The organism is Photorhabdus sp. S10-54, from assembly GCF_963878145.1.
Taxonomy (GTDB): Bacteria; Pseudomonadota; Gammaproteobacteria; order Enterobacterales; family Enterobacteriaceae; genus Photorhabdus; species Photorhabdus kayaii.
In genome coordinates, this window is sequence record NZ_CAWNXG010000005.1 from 67,175 (window position 1) to 84,141 (window position 16,967).

The following is a 16,967-nucleotide window of genomic DNA, read 5'->3' on the forward strand; positions in this document are numbered from 1 at the left end:
ACACTTTAAATTAAGTGAGGATTTTATGAAAAAGCCTATTGTAGGTTTGCTCCTTGGTATTGTCTTTTTTTCAGCAAATACTTTTGCTTTCACTCAAACGGAAAATAAAACCGAGGTACAAAACGATATTGCCAATATATTAACCCAACAATATAATAATACTGTTAAAGATTGTGGTGATGCTCAATCACCCGCTTTTCTCTGCTCTGGAGTTTTGATGAGAGGGACTCGTCCTGGATTTAAATTTTGGAAGTTAAATCCATCTTCTATAAAAAATAATGGAGTTTCTTTTTCATATTTAAGAAAAGATGCTAAATTTGGCAATACATTTGCTAGCGTTAATGGTTTTATTCTTTTTCCTGAACAGATGGCCCCTGAAGATAAGGTTAAAGTTCCTGTATTATGCTCCTATGTTCTTGATGCAAATACTTGGGGGCGTCAGGGAAATTATTGTGGTGCACCGCCTAAACCTTCAGAGGGGAAATCATGCCAAGACTTTGGTGTTTTCACGGCTCATCAATTAAATAAAGCTATTGTAAGAAAATCTGCATGGGGAATCTGTGCATTTGATGTTAGACCGACGGCTAAAAATCCAGCAGATGCTTTTTATCAAACATTACTTGCAATGCCTTATCATGGTAATGGTTTAAATTATAATGAGATAGTCGTTCAACCTTGGGATGAGAATAAGCCACAAACATTACCTATTGAAGCCCTTTTTTATTCAGCAAATTCAGGTTTAGTTAATGCACAAAAAGATCAACGTGATTATAAAGATGCAACAGGTAAATTTTTACCTATTGTTAACATCGAATTACCTAAAGGTATAAATGTAAAACAGGCAACAGATGCTGTATTTACATTTAACCCTAAAGATCAAGTTGTGAGTCAGTAATATAACATTTTAGTTATATACCCTATGGATTTCAAATGCATCGCGACGGCAATTTATTTTACGGCATTAATGAGTAGAAAATAAAAAAATGCGCCACGGATGGCGCATAGATATTTAGTCTGAGATTGTACAGTTTATTTTCTGTTTATCAGGTTGAATGTTATTAATACGAAAGTTGGAAGAGCATGTTTTAATTTGTTGTTATTCTCGCGTGGGTATTCTATTGAATAAATAATAATTTTATATTGAAATTAAACCATCAGAATTTTCTTTAACGATAATAATACCTATCCCATTTACTTTAACCACGGATTCTTGCTTGTTTACCCATATAGAAAGAATATCTTTTATTTTGGGTAGATAGGTTGAGAGAGTAATACCTGAAACTTCAAGAATAACACTTTCATTTTTCTGATTATAATTATTATCTGGTGTGGATTTGGTTATCAGATTCACTTTAGCCAGAGCAAGGCGAATATCTTCTGTACCACCTAAATCGGCACATAATTTATCTGCCAGAGCTTGGCTTATTTGTGAATTATCCAGACTGGGTTTTTGAACCACGGAAGTGGATATTTGGCTAATTGGTGTAATATTGTCTTTAATATCTTGCAGTTTCATCGGTGCAGTAATGGAATAGAGTAAAGAGAGGCGAGGGCGATTGCCGAGAGATTGCCAAAAATTACCCAGGCTGTTTAAATTTTCCTGTTGGGGAATAACCCGGGTATAAGCACCGGGAATGCCGGTTAATTGGCGATTATTGATTAATGCATTTAAAACCCGGGTCATCACTTGTGCGGCTTGATTATTGGGTTGGCTGTCTGGGCTGGAGCTGTCGCTAGAGGGCTTACTGGCATCCCAGTAGGTAATTAAATAGTTACAATTGATATTGACCCATCCCGGTAATAATGTGTTGGTTGCCGGATTATAACGTCTTGATTCGGCGGATCGTAATTGTAGATCTTCATGGATTTCATAAAGAAATACACTGACTGTCGGTTCTGATTGAATGGAGTTAATTTCGGGTAGATCAAAACGAATATCAATTTTTTGACCGGGAATGTCTAAATATTGAGATAAAATAGTATTTAATGCTTGATTAATCTCGATAATCGCATTGTCAGATGCAATGATGGTTGTCATGTTTGTTCCTATTCTATTGAATATTTAAAAAGCTAATCGGCCAGTTTTATTTAATTCAAGTATCACGGCTCGATCTATATGTCTATTTTCGATTTGTTCACAGTTATCATCTACTGCTAATATTGATGACAATAAAGCAATATTTCTGATATTAGCACCAGTTAAATCAGCCCGTTTAGCCAGATGGGCAAAATCAATTTCATTAGATAGTGTCAGTTGTTCCGGCCAAATGACTTGCCACATTTTTTTACGTAACTCTTCATCGGGGTAAGTAAAGCGGGTAATAAAGGTAAAACGGCGGTTAAACGCGCTATCTAAATGACTACGATTATTGGTGGCTAAAATCACTAATCCCGGATAATTTTCCAGTCGTTGTAATAAGTAAGATACTTCAATATTCGCATGTCTGTCTTGAGCATCTTTGGTCTCGCTGCGTTTGCCAAATAGGGCATCGGCTTCATCGAAAAACAGTACCCCAGAATCTGCTTCGGCCAGATCGAAAATACGGGAGATATTTTTTTCCGTTTCACCGATGTATTTATTTACCACGGTAGAGAGATCAACTTTAATCAGATCAACACCAAGATAACCGGCAATTACCTCAGCAGCCATTGTTTTGCCGGTACCCGATTCTCCGTAAAATAGGGCGCTAATTCCGGTGCCGTAACTGATTTTTTCCTGAAAGCCGGCACCCAGAATTTGGTCACGGTAATTAATCGCTGAGATAATTTCTTTTAATTGTTGTGCTAATGTGTCTGAAACCACTAAATCGTCAAAACTGCGCTTTGGAGTAATTCGTTGAGCCAGTTTGCCGAAATTCTGTTGGGCGCGAAAACTTAATGCTTGACGCAGATCAGTTTCTTCCAGTTGGCCTTCTGGTTGCCGGATCATTTGATATTGATAAGCTTCTTCAAGAATGAGCGGTAATGTTTCCGCAGTAAAAGAGAAGCGCTGACATAGCCGAGTAATATTAATTTTTTGAGCAATATTCTCCGATAAGCTTGTTTTCATTAAGGTTTCTTTATCGGTCAATGTTGCACCGGGCATATTAATTTGCACCATTGGCAGATGCTTAATCCAGACTAATGCATCTCCCGGTTCTACCAGACAAACCACACGTAATTTCGGCTGATTTAGCAAAATAGATAAATCGCGGTGTAATATTTTCTTTGCCTCTGTAAGCAAAGAAAAATTGCGAATTAATAAACAAGCGTTATGTAGCCGGGTTTCTCGTATTGCGTCCGCCAGCAGGCCGGATATTCTGGTTGTATTTTCTTCATCGGTCAGGTGGGCTAAATCAAGCGTTAAGGTATGAATACCATGAGATCCCATAATATTACTGACTGCTAATTCTCTGGCGCTGCCTTCTTTTCCTCTGAGTATGACCAATGGACGTATTCCGTTGGTTTCATTCAATAATATCTTTTCAAATGCATGATAAAGAGTTTGTGGATACCCATTATATGAGGCAGGTGTTCGCCAGTTAGCACAGGTTATCAAGGGGGGCAAAAGGGTTCGTTGTCCCAATAAAAAATGCCAGACAGCACTATGGGTTAAGAATTGCGTTTGTAACCAGATAGATTCTTCGTGATTATTGAGTCGTAATAATTGGTTATTGATTAATGGTGTTTGCGGTAAAAAGCTGTTTTGCAGTAATTGCCGATCACTTTGACGTTGGCTAAATAATTCAATGGCTAAAGTGAAGCTGGGCCACTGTTTTTTACTGTTGCCATTCAGAGCGGCAAATAATGTATGGTAACGGCTATCGAAATGGGGTAATAAGCCTAATAATAGAATATCACGCTCAAATTCAGTCAGTTCAAAACGTTCGACCAATAATGATAACGCATCAAGGGCAGGGCTTTCCTCGATTTCTGGATGGCGAATAGGATTATTCGTTTCTGCCAGCCAATGAGGTATACCTTGCGGTGATATTAAACTCTGTTCTACTTCCTCTTCGGTCAGTAAAAAACTTTCCGGTAATGAATCGTATTGGTCTCCCTTTTGATAATAGTATTGCTGTAATAGCAGATCGATACGTTCCAAATGGGGATAAATCCAGCGTAATTCAGCCATGTTACAGGGATTATTTGTTAGTAGGTAGTCCATATAAACCTTCTAAATATTTTTCCAGTCAATCTTTAAAGGATGAGCTAACCAAGGAAGCTTGGCGATATTTAATGGCCAAGGCCAATCGGCTAATAGCACATCAAACGGCTGATGCTCTGGCGTGATTTTGATTTCCTGTTCATTTATCAACAATTCACCTGGTCGTTGTAAAAACAGTTGGCGAGCGTCATTACGGGTTAATTTTTTCCAGCCGGGAAGTTGGCTGATAACGGCGTCTAGCCATTGATCTATAATCAATTGTTTTTCTGGTTCAACAGGCGCTAATCCAATAGGTTTGTTAACCATTAATCCGCACAGAACGTTATTCAATATATTTAATTCTGTCTGTATTTCTTCGTTTCCCCAAATCAGATAGTTAAGGAAATTAACCGCGCTAAATTGTGCTTGACGATGAATAAATATTTTATCATCAAGTAGGCAAAATTGATTAAATAATGCAGGCAGCATCGGCCATAAAACTAATATTCCAGCATTATTTATCTGATATAGAAGAGTTTGTTTAGGCAATAAAGCGTATTCAGAATGTGTTTTATTGATATTATGTAATTGGTTAGAATTATTTCCTGTAATATGTGAGTTATTCGATGTTGATAATATTTTATGGTTTTTGGATATTACCTTCTGGTTTGTTGCATATTTATATCTATGAACATTTTTAATATCAACATGAGTTATGGATAATTTCTTGCTGGATTTATCTTTATCTGCATGGTCTGAAATAAAATGTTCAGGTAAATACTGCTCTTCCTGAATATTGATGCTGTCATGATGAGTAGCAATTAATTTTTTATCGAGTATATCTTTATCCGTATGATCTGAAAAATAATACTCAGGTAAATATTTATTTTCCTGAATGTTAAATTTGTCATGATTAGTGACAATTAATTTTTCACTGAGTATATCTTTATTCATATGATTTGAAATGAAACGCTCGGATAAATATTGATATTCTTTAGCCGATAGGTGTTTTTTACTGAATGTTGCAACAGTAATAGTTTGCCATAACTGTTTTAACCAATTATTCAATGGAATATTGCGAGTGATAATTTGGCGAAATAACGGAATAGTAGATGCTGCATTAAGTATACCGCTATCTAATTCAGTGGTGAGATGTGATAGCACTTTCACATCCAGTTTAGGTATCTCCTGTGTATGATTTAGCTGTATATATTGCAACGCATTGAGTATCAATTGTCCGGGGGAGACAGGCTCCCCAAAGTATTGTGATCTGTTTATCCTTTCGGATAGTCTGTGGTTAATAGAGCTTAATAAAGTGGGTTGTTTGAGCATTAATAACCGTTGTAGACTTGGTTCAGATAAACAGCTTTTTGCTAAAAATAAAGTTAATTTATCTTCTATTCCCGCTAATTGATTAACTAATTGCCGGATATTGATGTCAATATTTTGATGATGAGTTTTAATCTCTATTGAACTCAATGCGGAATTCTTTTGATTTAAATAATGAATGAAATCTTCAACATTAATTGAATTGTTGACATATAATAAAGAAGGTTTGTTGGTTGTTTTTTGCAATTTTGATTCTGTTAAGGATGTTTTTTTCTCCTGATGATTAATTTGATATTGGCTTAATGCTTTATTTAGCGCAGTATTAAGCTTTACAGGGAATAGTGAATTGAAATTATGTAGATTTATTTCACCAAGATCCAGAGTTAATGTTTCTAAATAGATATCCTGATTAATGGGATGTTGAGTAAAGAATGCGTTAAATAACTTATTGATATCAGCTTGATTAAGCAGGGAGCCATGTAATACTTTTTTAGCCACCTGTTGATTATTAGCCTCAATAGTAATGATAATCCGGTTGAACAGATTTGGCTCCCAAGGCATATTAGTATCTCATGTTTAATTGATAAATGTAGTTAATATAAAAGGTTTTATATATGGAGTATATTATACTGATTAACGAGTCTATTTTTTCATTATGAATCTAGCATGAGCTGCATGTATTCTTGGATGATCTCCGGTACTTAAATATGTAAAACTTTCACTTATTTGGTTCCAACCTGAAACTAAGTTGAGATTAGATGATGTATTGTTTAGATCAGGTGTTCCATTATTCCCATCACACCATACCCATCCATTAGGTAAACCACCATCACTATAAAATGGCACAATTGTTCCTGGTGGGATAATTAGGTCTGAGAGTGCTGATACAATTGATTGTATATCAATGCTTACGCCATCACTGTCTACTTTAATACCACTACCAGCCTTAGCTTTTACAGAGACGCCATTACTATCAACGTTAATACCATTACTGGCCTTAACATCCAATCCTCCTCCAACTTTTACCCCCCAACCAAGATTCACAGATATTCCCGTAGGATCAACGCTAATTGTGTTATCTTTGGATTTTACAGAGACACCATTCCAATCAGCGGTAATACCATTGCCGGCCTTAACATCTAATCCATCACCTATTTTTATTCCCCAACCAAGTCTTACGGATATCCCTGTAGGATCAACGTTAATTGTGTTGTCTTTGGCTTTTACAGAAACCCCATTCCCATCAACATTAATACCATTACTCGCTTTAACTTTTACACCGTTTTTACTTAAACTCAAACCACTGGTGCCACTTGATCCATGTGTATCACCTCCTTCTAGTTTTAAATAAATACCCGTATTGTCAGTGACTTGAATACCACCGTTATCCCAACATTTAACATCTACACCCTCGTTATCAACGGCAATAGCGCCATTAGCCTTAGCTTTTACAGAGACGCCACTACTATCAACATTAATGCCATTATTCGCCTTAATTTTTACACCGTCTGACCCCAGGCTCAATCCACTGACACCATTCCAACCATTACCGGAATTACCCCCTGCTAATTTTAAATAAAGACCAGAACCGTCAGTGACTGTTATACCACCGCTCGGCCAACATTTAACAGCTATGCCGCTCGAATCAACAGAAATACCGCCGGCAGGGTTAGTTTTCACCGATAGTCCATGATTATTATCCAGTTCCAGTCCTGAATTTGGATTATCTGTCTGATCTGGTGCTTTACCCACTGCCCGGCGACCGATATCAGCAATATCAATCAGGTCTGAATAATCAGTTTGTAGGGGAATACTTCCCGCTTTAAAACGATTCTTTAATTCATCTGATGAAGGTCCTTTTGATTCAGGATTGGTATTTTCTGTATTGGATTGCGAAGTAGACAGATTATGTTTTTTTTCCATTTTAGTGACCTTATATATAATATTGAATTATTCTATTTTAAATATCCTGTAAATATTGCTTGATCATAAGAGAGTAATCGGAGGATATTTTATTTAGTAATGAAATTGATGGTTGTTTTTATAGTGCGATATTAATTTCTGCGACTATTTTTATTTAGATTGAATATTAGCTTGAATTTTCGGTACATATAATAACTGATTATCTTCTATTACCTTTTCGTTCCATTCGGTTCCTGATTCCCCAATGACTTCTATTCGTTGCTGTTCGGTGGCGATTCGCATATTACCTGTACCGGTGGCTGCCGAAGGTAAACGCCCTAGCGTTAGTGTTTCTAAAATATTATACGCTTCATCACCCAGAGGCGCGCCATTATTCTGCCAACGCTTATAAGTACTGGCAAAATTCTTGAAATGTTCTGGTGATAGCCAGTGGAAAATCATGGAAAGATGGGCGGGAAATTCGGCTAAGATCTCTGTTTTTACCCACGCTTCCAGTTTATAAGGATCGACCTTGTCATTCTCAATAAGCTGACGATTAATCACTACACTGACCATAAATGAAAAGCGGTCAGCTAGGGCATATTTGTCATTGGAAAAGTACCAGTGGTAGCGCCACGCATCTTCTGGTTTTGGAAAATTATATTGTTGGCCTGATATTTTTTTAAGTAATATTCGGCCTTTAATGCGATCAAATTCCACGACTTGTGCTTTGAGTTCATAATAGGTTGGAGAATCACTATTAGCTAATATTGTTGTCGGTGGTCCATCGGGGGTAATAATATATTTCAGGGTGACTTCATCCTTTACTTCGATCATAGTAGGGAAGGGACTTTGGGGGCTGGAGGTGATCCAACGTTCGTCTTCTGCTCCCGTTTGATATGTCTCACTGGCGTAAACCAGTTGATAATCCATATCTTCCATCCATACCGGGCTATTACACCAGCGTAAATTACCTTGTTCAAACGCGGTTTTCACGCGATCTAAATTACGCTCTAGATCAGTACTATTACGGGTATTAAGAGAGAAGGCGTCCCCTGTAATATCGGTGATCATTTGGCCCCGTAATGTGAATTTTCTGTCGCCCTCAATAATAATCAGATTAATTACCTGCCCGTGCAATAATTGGTCCGCTGCTCCTTTTTGGGTAATGATTAATTGATGATTTTTAGCATTGGGCTCACTTTTTATTTCCAGATTATCGGGCTTTTGCTCACTATCGAATTTTTTGTCAGGCTTTACCGGTAATAGCTGACGATGTTCAATCAGATAGAAAGGCAAATTAGCCAAGTTGGGGTTGTCTTTAAAACACTCTCCACCTAAGCCAATACGGGCGGCAATCCGTTTTTGCAGCGCTGACACTTTATCAATACGAATATTATTACGCTGGTAGGTCAATTCAGGTTGTTGAGCCAAATAACCGCGCTGAGTAGAGAGAAAATCCAATGAATCCAGAGTGAGTGGTCTGGCCGCGCGATGAGTGCCAAAATATTCCAATAAGTCATTCAGGATTGATAATTCTTTTGCATAATTTTGCGGATGGATACCGTCATCATTATTAATTTGGGAATCATTATTTAGTTGTTTGATTAAATTGGGCATGATCTCCTGATGGACTTTCTGACCAACAGTATTGGCTTTAAAAGGCCATTGTGCACCATATACTGCATTTCCCCGTTGTTTAAAGGCTAACAGTTTCGGCAAAATAGCGAGTTCGGCGCAGCCGTTAGCCAGCATCTGTTCAAAAGGCAACATAAATTGGTGCAAGTGTACTTGCTGTTGAGTTTCCGCGTAGGTCTGTAATCCATAGCAGGCGGGTAATTTATTGCTGATCGGATAATAGTCCAAGACTTTACGATGTTTGCCCCAGTTTAATAATTCAGGCTGTGTCTCAATCAATGGCTCAGCAATAATTTTGCTCTCTATATCTTGTTTAGATACGGCGACTTTTACTCCACCTTTGGCGGTAATAATGAGCGGACTTGTTGGTGAAGTAATTAAGCTTAAGGGATCACTGCCCCATAGCCTGGGATAATATCTTTGAGCGATTGTCCAGGACCAATTATCGTCCGCCAGCGGAGAAATGTTTTCATCGTGTTTGCCTAATGCCAATCGGGTAATACTTTGTACTCCGGGAATAGCCAATAAACGATTAGCCAAATGGCTGAGCTTTAATTCTGTCGGCTTGGTGTAATCTTTGGTCGCAGGTAGTTCAGGTATCCAGCCGTGATGTAAATAAGGTCCCGCGAATATTTCTTCATTGCTGTAGCCTAATTCTTTCATGGCTTGAGTGGTATAACGTAACGGTTTTGCCAGTATCGTCTGTGCCGTTGTTATATAGACTTTGGCGAAGATGTCAGCAATATCTCTCACATCATCATCCAGCTCAATAGCAAGCTGCAACAGGAAATCCGTGGGTTGTAGCCAGATAATTTTACTGACGGATTCCCCCAGATTACGGTTGTTTTTTAAGAAAGCCGCCAGACTTTGCTGTGCCAGTACCTTATCGGCCTCAGTTTCCCGGCTAGGGAGTAGATAAAGCCAGTAATTGCCTCTTAGTGTTAACTGTTGGCTATCTGGAGTTTTAATGAAACTGTATTCACGTTTTTCTTTGTTATACCAGTATTCATAGCGTTCGCTTGCAGGTTCACGAACTAGCTGTACATCGTTAAAGAAAAAATAACCCGTGCTTTTGTCGTTAATGTTATCGCTGCTATGCAAATCCAGTAAGGCGCGGCGATAATCTTCTGCGGTAATTGGGCCACAGGTCAGCATTTGTTGCGGGCCGAATTCCTGTGGAAAAATACCATTATCCGGTGTCTGTTCCTCTTTTTTAGGCGTGAGGAGATCCCTCAGTGGCAGCGAATGGCGATAGGCTAGATCAGATGCACCGTAACAACAGGCTTCTAATAAAGTGATACCGGGATCATTTTCTGCTGTATTGCTCCAGAGTTGCCCAGACTGTTGTTCAACTACCGTCTTGGCTTGAGTGAGTAAGGTTTCAAAGGCGATATCGTCTTTAATGATGGGAAACAGGGCATCCTGATTATCCATTGTCTGCTCCTTTATTAGCGGAACTCTTTTCTGACCAAACCAAAATCAGTACTTCATTATCAGCGGCCTCTACGCTGTCACCGACTGCTTTTGCGATTTGGGGCAATTTTTTCAACGTTAAGTTGGTGACCCGTTCCACTAAAGGTGACTGTTGAATCGTGGCTAATAACGGATAGTAATCAATGCGATTACCGGTTGTGACGCCGATAGCGCTATCTTCTGCCCACGGCATATATTTTCGGCTGAGTTCCTGCTGTAACTGATGGCGGCCATAGTCGGGATTAACCCCCGTAGCAAATACCAGTTGATAGCTGATCAGCACGTCAACGTATTTGGGATTGTCGATTTTGAGAGTGGTCCAGGGACTGCTGAGTTGGCTTATCCAGTCGGCCATTTCCGCCAGTCGGGCCGGATTCAGGATCGGACGCAGCGCATCGTCGTTATCTTTGTAACGACTGTCAGGGATCACAATCAGTTGTTGCGTTTCTGGAGCCGGGATTTTGGTTAATTCATTGGCGGAAGGGTATTTGACATCAAATATACTGATAAAATTCTCTTTCAGTAGCGTAACGATATTATCCCAACTTAAAGCACGGTTACGATGGGACAACCGGGGCGGAATTCGCGTGAGAAAAGCGGATTCTGTTTCTTTCGGATGACCGTTCCAAGAAGCCCAGGGTTGCGTCACACGGCTAATGGCGACGGACGCGCTGACTGTCTGCTTAATAGTGTCGGCGACCAAGCCATTAATAAAGTGATCATTTTCAATGGTTTCTGGATTGATTAATGTCGCGGTAGTGGCGTTATACAGTATGCCTTGCATTTTTGGGTAATTTTCAGGGGCGGTCTGTTGAGTGATCTCTGCTTTCAGCCAGTATTTTCCTGACGGCATTAAGGTTGCCTGATTTGATGCATTCTGTGGCAATAACGTACTCCATATCCCCCGGTCGAACAGGTTGTGAGTTTGATCATGAACCAGTTGATTTAATGGACTCCAGACATTTTCCTGATTCAGATAAGACCAGAATAGCGTAAGTTCTTGAACACCGACCAGTTGCCAGTATAGGGATAAGGTTTGTCCCGGTAATACGTTGGTGAAGCCCAAATAGAGTGCGTCATTAGCGAATGAAGGCGTTTCAGCGTTCGCGTTTCCCCAACCAAAAGGAGTAAGAGGATAAACGGTGTATTGCTCAGTTTTTGCTTTAACGTTGAATGTGATTTGCAACGCACTGATTTGTGGGGTGTAGGGTAAATTTTTACCGGTCGGATCTTGCCAGTATTGGGTGTGCATAAAGTCCTGTTCAGCCAATTCTAAGCGCACTGACGCGGGCCAGTCATTAGGTGATGGGCTATCAGTAACGGAGTAGTCCATTGCCGGTAAGGTAAAACTCAGGTTTTGTCCTTGTGGTGCATCGGTTCCGCCAAATAACGATGGGGTGCCAGTGAGCTTCTTTCTTTCCTGAGGCGTGACTAAATAGCCTTGGACTTTAAACGCGCTATTATCCGGTTCAGGGGTGTACCCTTTATACCACGCTTTAAAACTCTTGGTGGGCAAGCCAACCCATTGCGGAGTCAGGGTAAGTGTCGCGTTTTCAGAACCATACCATTCAGGGGCAACCAGATTAAAACCGGAACCCAACGAGGGAAATTGACCAAAGGGGAAACTGGTTTTATCTGTCTGTTCAGTTCCGCCATCAGAGGCATAGCGCACACTACGGTTGCCATTAATATTGATTTCAATACTGGTAATTTTGGGCAACATGGGTTGCTGAGTAGTGCCTAATGTTAATACCGGGACGTCGAATGTCATGCCATCAAGGTTATCTGGCGGGCTGATAGGATCAGCCGTGGATGATAATCCCAGTTCAATGTTCTTTTTATCGATAAGTTTTACCGACAACGATAACCAGTGATCTTCTGCACTGATTTTAGCGGTGAGATGTTCAGCTTGACCTGCCCAATCGTTTTCCAGCGTCAATGTGATATGACGTTCTCCAGCGGACATAGCAAATAGAGATGAGGTAATCAGATAACCAGATAGCACCGCAATATCATTGGTTGTTGGGCTAAAAAGTTGAATACCGTTTTCGGGTAATGCAATGTTATCCGAAAGGCTAAAGGGTATCGCTGATTGCCAGCCATTGTTGCCGTTTTTCCGATACCAACGCAGGTCGGTCAGCACCCCTTGATTCGCTAATAAATCCGCATCTGACGCATATTGCAACGAATTACCGGCACCATCTTGCCCGGCATCAAACAGCGTACTTTGTGCTACCAGAAATTCCGCGTTATCTGTATTCAGGACAACGCTGATGGCGACACTATCCGCCTGAGCATTTTTAGGATTCAGCCCTAGTAATTCTCGATAATAAAGGTCGCGGTGTCGTGCCGGAAAGGTGTTTAATAATCGTTTGGTTGTTTCCAGTAGTTTTAAAAAAGCCAATATAAACGCCTGATGTGGCGGTAAAAGGCCATTGGCTTGATTAACTTGTTGGTAAATACAGGCTAATTGCTGAGGATTATTTTTCTGAATAAAGTAAAAACTGTCCCAAAACTGTTTTTTATCTTGATCGAAAGGAATAATTGCGGCGTATTTTTTAAGCCAGTTTAAAATATCCAGCGTACTTCTTTCATCAAGTTTAAAAGCAGTATTTGGCACGATAGCGGAGAGTTTATTATCTAACTCGGCCTGTCCCATATTTATACCACCTGTTATTTAAAAATAAGGTTGAAAAGGTTATTTATCCGGCACTGACGATATATTGGCTGGCAATAAAACGGCCTTTTCCCATACTCGGCGTTGTCACATCCGGGCCGCTCGATGGATTATTCGCCGGTTGTGTCGGGGTGAAACGGGCGGTAAATTGCTGACCGACAATAATCACCGTGGCGGGGCTGCGGCAAAAGTTTGCTTGCTGGCTGGCATCCAATTGAGCAATGGTGACCATTCCCATACCGGGTATCGGGTGGCTAGGGGTAATATATTGCGCCTGAAATTGGACCTTTTTTTCGTCTCCCACAATGGCGATCTTTTTGCCTTGGATCTGGGCGTGCCCGCTGCCTCTAATGGTGGCCGGTCCCAGAAGGGTGACTTGCCGGTTGCCGAATAACGGTTCAAATAGCAGATTGTCACCATCCACCACACATTGTTTACTCATAGGTTCACCCACACTTGGCCTTCGCTGACCTCAAGGATGCCATCAATTTGTTGGTTGATTTCGCTGCCTCTCAGGGCGTAAGTCACCTGAACATGCAGGGTATTGGGTAAGTCCGTTCTTTGATTGACCTGAATCATCGTGATTTGCGCGCGCGGTTCATAGCGCAGTACCCGTTCTTCAATTCGAGTTTGGATTTCTGCTATCAGTGCATCATTAATATTGGCAAACAGATAATCATTCAGACCACAACCGTAATCTTCACGCATAATGCGTTCGCCGGGTTCAGTGAGAAAAAGAATTTTCATGCTTTGGCGGACATTCTCTGCACCTGATGCCATTTGGACTCCGGTAGGTATTTCTGGATGCGTATTATCTTTAATAAAAAACTGTGGTGGAAAAGCCCAACCCCGGCCATAAATATCGGCTAATATATTGTCTGTCATTTCGTTGTCCTATTATTGTGTTAAGTTAATTTTCGCACCTTTAATATCGACGCCGGACTTTCCAGTGGCTGACAAGGATTTTTCCGCCTGTAGGTTAATTTCCTGGGCTTTGGTGATCAGATTTTTCGCTGAATCTAGCGTGATATCTTTATCCTGTTGCAGTGATAATGAATGTTTTCCGCTATTAAGGGCGGCAATTTTATCTTGATGATTGAACACTAATGCTTGTTGATTATCCCCTTGTTTAATGACCAAGGTTTTTATTGGATTTTTTTCACTGGGTGCTATTGGCGCTTTATTTTTCGGGTTGTGCATAGCGCCTAATATCACCGGGAAGCGGGGATCGCATTCAAAGAAACCGATAATCACCTCATCCCCCGGTTCCGGGTAGAAACAGAACCCGCTTTCATGACTGGCATAAGGTTTACCCAGTCGGGCAAAAAGTACGCTGTTGGTTAAATTTAACGCCGGTATCCTGACCGGAATTCGATCCAGTGACTGCTTGTCTTGTTGGTATTTTTCCACAATCCCCACGTGCAGCTCTTTAACCTGCGGGACCGCCGGTTCTGTCTCCGGCAACAGGCCCAGAGTTAACCGGGTACGCCAGCCTTGTCGCTGATTGATGGTTTGACTGACGCCGGTGATAACGCTTTTACCATCCATTCCCTGACCAAAGCCGCTTAACGCCAGAACATCCCCCGGTTGATAGCGGCTATTCCCTGCAACTTCAACATTGCCGGAGATGTTATCATTTCGCAGGTTATTCAGGATGCCTTGCGCAAGGTATTTGGCTTGTTCATTATCTTGCGGATAACTGAAAACCCATTGCCATGTCTGATCGGTTAAAGTTGCTAAACTGTCTGGCGCGAGTTGACCACTGCCAAGCCGACTGTTTTTTGCCTGAGTGGCCTGAGACAGTTTTTGTTGTGCGATATCCCAGAATTGTACGCTCACCGTTTTGGGGCTGTGTCGGTTATCCCATTGCAGATCTGCTTCAAACAGCACAATGTCTTGATCGCCGGCACGTTGTTTAATCGTGTGCTCGGTCGATTGATTAAGTGATTCTGGCGTTGCCAGCGTGACCGTCTCGTTACCGGGTAATAACCAGATATTGGTTGCGGCCAGCCGGTTTTTTAAGAATTTCCAGTCATGGCAGCGAAACTGGACCATTTGCTCATGTTCAGTTTTAAGCTGAGGCGCCTGTTTTATCGTGACCGGTATACCCGCCTGACTGAATAGTTTTCTGATAATGGCTTCGTCACTTTGTTGGCTAAATAGCTGTGAATGGAAATTGTTAGTGAGTTTTTGCAGTGGATGTTTCGCTGTTAGGGTAACCAGACTGTCCTGACCTTTGAACTTAAGCGCTTGCCGAACAATGATCCCCTTAAACAACACGGTTTTTTGCAGTTGCACGATCAGTTCTTGATTGGGCCGACAGCTTGTGAGTTCAGCTTGAGCTTTAGCGGTAAAAATCGCGTTGGCGTCACCGGCTACACTAAGCGTGATATTGGCTGTGGGGATACCGTTGATTTGATGGTTTACGGTCAGACTAATGACAGAAAACTGGCTGAGGGTTTTTCCCGCTATTTTAACGTCTATCGCCGGTATCTTCATGCATCCCCCTGTGCCTGTAGCGTTTGTCCCGGGGTGAAATCATCCAGATTATCCAGATTGTTTTGCCAGGCGAGGGTAAGGTAATCAATGCCGCCTGCCAGAGAGGCCCCGGCACCTAAGGCGATTAACGGCAGAGAGAGCATATCGGTCACGCTGACTGCGGTGATCGGCGGTGATTTTAACTGCTGTTCAGTGGCTTGAATAACAAAGCTTTCGTCCGCGACTAAGGATAAGGCGGCGCTAGCCCGCAATGGAGTCGCATCACGATCAAATAGGGTGTAATTAATGGCAAGACCGCTGGCTCGGCAGGCGAAATAACCTTTGTTTTCCCAACGCATTTTGCCCCATTTGATTTTGAGGAAGTGGGGAACGCTGGTGCTGGCATCCACTGTACACAGGGCTTTCAGCGTCGCTAATTGGGTTTCTACCGGGATAGTGTTGCCCGGCATGGTGGCGTCAAATAGCAGGACTAACGTCAAACCGGCGGGTTGTGATAGCACATAGCGGCTGCTTTGGCTGGCATTGTTAACACTTTCATCCTGTTGGTAGCGGGTTTGATAATCGAGCTGAATCCCATCAGGGTTATACATCGCCTGTAAGCTGCCCACGGAGATTTTCCCTTCCCGGTCTTTAAAGGCGGTCAGGGTGAGTTTGGACAGGCTGCGTTCAATTAAGCTCATAATAGCCTCCTGTTTCACGCAACGCCTCTAACACTTCCTGTTTGACGATTTCGATCAGACGGGCGTTATCTAGCGTCTCTTGGGCTAATGTCTGTGGTGTGACGGGATTAAGTGTGATGGGATTACGTTCGGAATCAGTCACTTTGGCCTGAATAATCAGCTCTTTAATTTCGACGGTCATACTTTTACTCCTAACCAGCGCATATCCTGATAACGCAATTCCAGTGAGTTCACCAGAACGGTGTTGCTATTGGCGTCAAAGTCACCGGTGGACCAGCGCACCGGTAGCGCGTTGCTTAATGTCCAGCTTGCCACGGGTAACGCATTTTCATTCAGTAACATAATCACGACATCGGCATAGACCGCTTTTTCGCCACGCAGGACATGATCAAACACCAGCGTGAGTGGTGTCACTGTCATCACGCCACGCTCCAATATTAGACTGCCATGCTGGATCTTCTCAGCCAGCCAGACATTTCTGGCATTTTCCCCGCCTTGGCTGTGTTGGCTAGTTTGTAACTCACGGCTCAGGCCCGATATCCGTTGAAAGGCGATATCCAGCGGGCTGGGAATGTTGTTAAAAAGAAAACTGGCGATAAAACGGTGTGACACAGCCGGGGTGTAGAGGTTGTTCATATTTTCC

At 41.6% G+C, this 16,967-nt stretch carries 13 protein-coding genes; 1 reads left to right on the forward strand and 12 read right to left on the reverse strand.

The features are described 5' to 3' along the window. Positions 1–25: 25 nt before the first annotated feature. Positions 26–895: a hypothetical protein gene (locus tag AACQ83_RS04350; protein WP_112876607.1), complete on the forward strand. Its 870-nt coding sequence runs from the start codon at positions 26–28 to the stop codon at positions 893–895. 240 nt (positions 896–1,135) lie between these two features. On the opposite strand, the gene AACQ83_RS04355 is transcribed toward AACQ83_RS04350, so the two are convergent. The 12 genes from AACQ83_RS04355 to AACQ83_RS04410 form a co-directional block, all read right to left on the reverse strand. Then, positions 1,136–2,038: a DUF4255 domain-containing protein gene (locus AACQ83_RS04355; protein WP_112876606.1), complete on the reverse strand. Its 903-nt coding sequence runs from the start codon at positions 2,036–2,038 to the stop codon at positions 1,136–1,138. 24 nt (positions 2,039–2,062) lie between these two features. Further along, the gene (locus tag AACQ83_RS04360; protein ID WP_112876605.1) at positions 2,063–4,147 is read right to left on the reverse strand and encodes an ATP-binding protein; all 2,085 of its coding nucleotides are present in this window, start codon (positions 4,145–4,147) and stop codon (positions 2,063–2,065) included. A gap of 9 nt (positions 4,148–4,156) precedes the next feature. Further along, complete coding sequence (locus AACQ83_RS04365; protein ID WP_112876604.1) at positions 4,157–6,016, reverse strand: contractile injection system tape measure protein; 1,860 nt, start codon at positions 6,014–6,016, stop codon at positions 4,157–4,159. 81 nt (positions 6,017–6,097) lie between these two features. Next, on the reverse strand, positions 6,098–7,378 hold the full coding sequence (locus AACQ83_RS04370) for a tail fiber protein (protein WP_112876603.1): 1,281 nt from the start codon (positions 7,376–7,378) through the stop codon (positions 6,098–6,100). Positions 7,379–7,528: 150 nt separating this feature from the next. Further along, the gene (locus AACQ83_RS04375; RefSeq protein ID WP_112876602.1) at positions 7,529–10,429 is read right to left on the reverse strand and encodes a hypothetical protein; all 2,901 of its coding nucleotides are present in this window, start codon (positions 10,427–10,429) and stop codon (positions 7,529–7,531) included. After that, a complete protein-coding gene (locus AACQ83_RS04380; RefSeq protein ID WP_112876601.1) occupies positions 10,422–13,127 on the reverse strand; it encodes a hypothetical protein in 2,706 nt (901 codons plus the stop codon). The genes AACQ83_RS04375 and AACQ83_RS04380 overlap by 8 nt, the downstream gene beginning before the upstream one ends. 43 nt (positions 13,128–13,170) lie before the next feature. Beyond that, on the reverse strand, positions 13,171–13,587 hold the full coding sequence (locus AACQ83_RS04385; protein WP_112876600.1) for a hypothetical protein: 417 nt from the start codon (positions 13,585–13,587) through the stop codon (positions 13,171–13,173). After that, the gene (locus tag AACQ83_RS04390) at positions 13,584–14,030 is read right to left on the reverse strand and encodes a GPW/gp25 family protein (protein WP_112876599.1); all 447 of its coding nucleotides are present in this window, start codon (positions 14,028–14,030) and stop codon (positions 13,584–13,586) included. The genes AACQ83_RS04385 and AACQ83_RS04390 overlap by 4 nt, the downstream gene beginning before the upstream one ends. A gap of 12 nt (positions 14,031–14,042) precedes the next feature. After that, the gene (locus AACQ83_RS04395) at positions 14,043–15,644 is read right to left on the reverse strand and encodes a phage baseplate assembly protein V (RefSeq protein WP_112876598.1); all 1,602 of its coding nucleotides are present in this window, start codon (positions 15,642–15,644) and stop codon (positions 14,043–14,045) included. Beyond that, the gene (locus AACQ83_RS04400) at positions 15,641–16,324 is read right to left on the reverse strand and encodes a CIS tube protein (RefSeq protein ID WP_112876597.1); all 684 of its coding nucleotides are present in this window, start codon (positions 16,322–16,324) and stop codon (positions 15,641–15,643) included. The genes AACQ83_RS04395 and AACQ83_RS04400 overlap by 4 nt, the downstream gene beginning before the upstream one ends. After that, positions 16,311–16,505, reverse strand: coding sequence for a DUF5908 family protein (locus AACQ83_RS04405; RefSeq protein ID WP_112876596.1), 195 nt, complete (start codon positions 16,503–16,505; stop codon positions 16,311–16,313). The genes AACQ83_RS04400 and AACQ83_RS04405 overlap by 14 nt, the downstream gene beginning before the upstream one ends. Further along, on the reverse strand, positions 16,502–16,960 hold the full coding sequence (locus tag AACQ83_RS04410; RefSeq protein WP_112876595.1) for a phage tail protein: 459 nt from the start codon (positions 16,958–16,960) through the stop codon (positions 16,502–16,504). The genes AACQ83_RS04405 and AACQ83_RS04410 overlap by 4 nt, the downstream gene beginning before the upstream one ends. Positions 16,961–16,967 lie beyond the last annotated feature (7 nt).

Bases quoted from the DNA above. Each gene is read 5' to 3' on its own strand.
- AACQ83_RS04350 (WP_112876607.1), top strand. From the start codon at position 26: ATGAAAAAGCCTATTGTAGGTTTGCTCCTTGGTATTGTCTTTTTTTCA.
- AACQ83_RS04355 (WP_112876606.1), bottom strand. From the start codon at position 2,038: ATGACAACCATCATTGCATCTGACAATGCGATTATCGAGATTAATCAA.
- AACQ83_RS04360 (WP_112876605.1), bottom strand. From the start codon at position 4,147: ATGGACTACCTACTAACAAATAATCCCTGTAACATGGCTGAATTACGC.
- AACQ83_RS04365 (WP_112876604.1), bottom strand. From the start codon at position 6,016: ATGCCTTGGGAGCCAAATCTGTTCAACCGGATTATCATTACTATTGAG.
- AACQ83_RS04370 (WP_112876603.1), bottom strand. From the start codon at position 7,378: ATGGAAAAAAAACATAATCTGTCTACTTCGCAATCCAATACAGAAAAT.
- AACQ83_RS04375 (WP_112876602.1), bottom strand. From the start codon at position 10,429: ATGGATAATCAGGATGCCCTGTTTCCCATCATTAAAGACGATATCGCC.
- AACQ83_RS04380 (WP_112876601.1), bottom strand. From the start codon at position 13,127: ATGGGACAGGCCGAGTTAGATAATAAACTCTCCGCTATCGTGCCAAAT.
- AACQ83_RS04385 (WP_112876600.1), bottom strand. From the start codon at position 13,587: ATGAGTAAACAATGTGTGGTGGATGGTGACAATCTGCTATTTGAACCG.
- AACQ83_RS04390 (WP_112876599.1), bottom strand. From the start codon at position 14,030: ATGACAGACAATATATTAGCCGATATTTATGGCCGGGGTTGGGCTTTT.
- AACQ83_RS04395 (WP_112876598.1), bottom strand. From the start codon at position 15,644: ATGAAGATACCGGCGATAGACGTTAAAATAGCGGGAAAAACCCTCAGC.
- AACQ83_RS04400 (WP_112876597.1), bottom strand. From the start codon at position 16,324: ATGAGCTTAATTGAACGCAGCCTGTCCAAACTCACCCTGACCGCCTTT.
- AACQ83_RS04405 (WP_112876596.1), bottom strand. From the start codon at position 16,505: ATGACCGTCGAAATTAAAGAGCTGATTATTCAGGCCAAAGTGACTGAT.
- AACQ83_RS04410 (WP_112876595.1), bottom strand. From the start codon at position 16,960: ATGAACAACCTCTACACCCCGGCTGTGTCACACCGTTTTATCGCCAGT.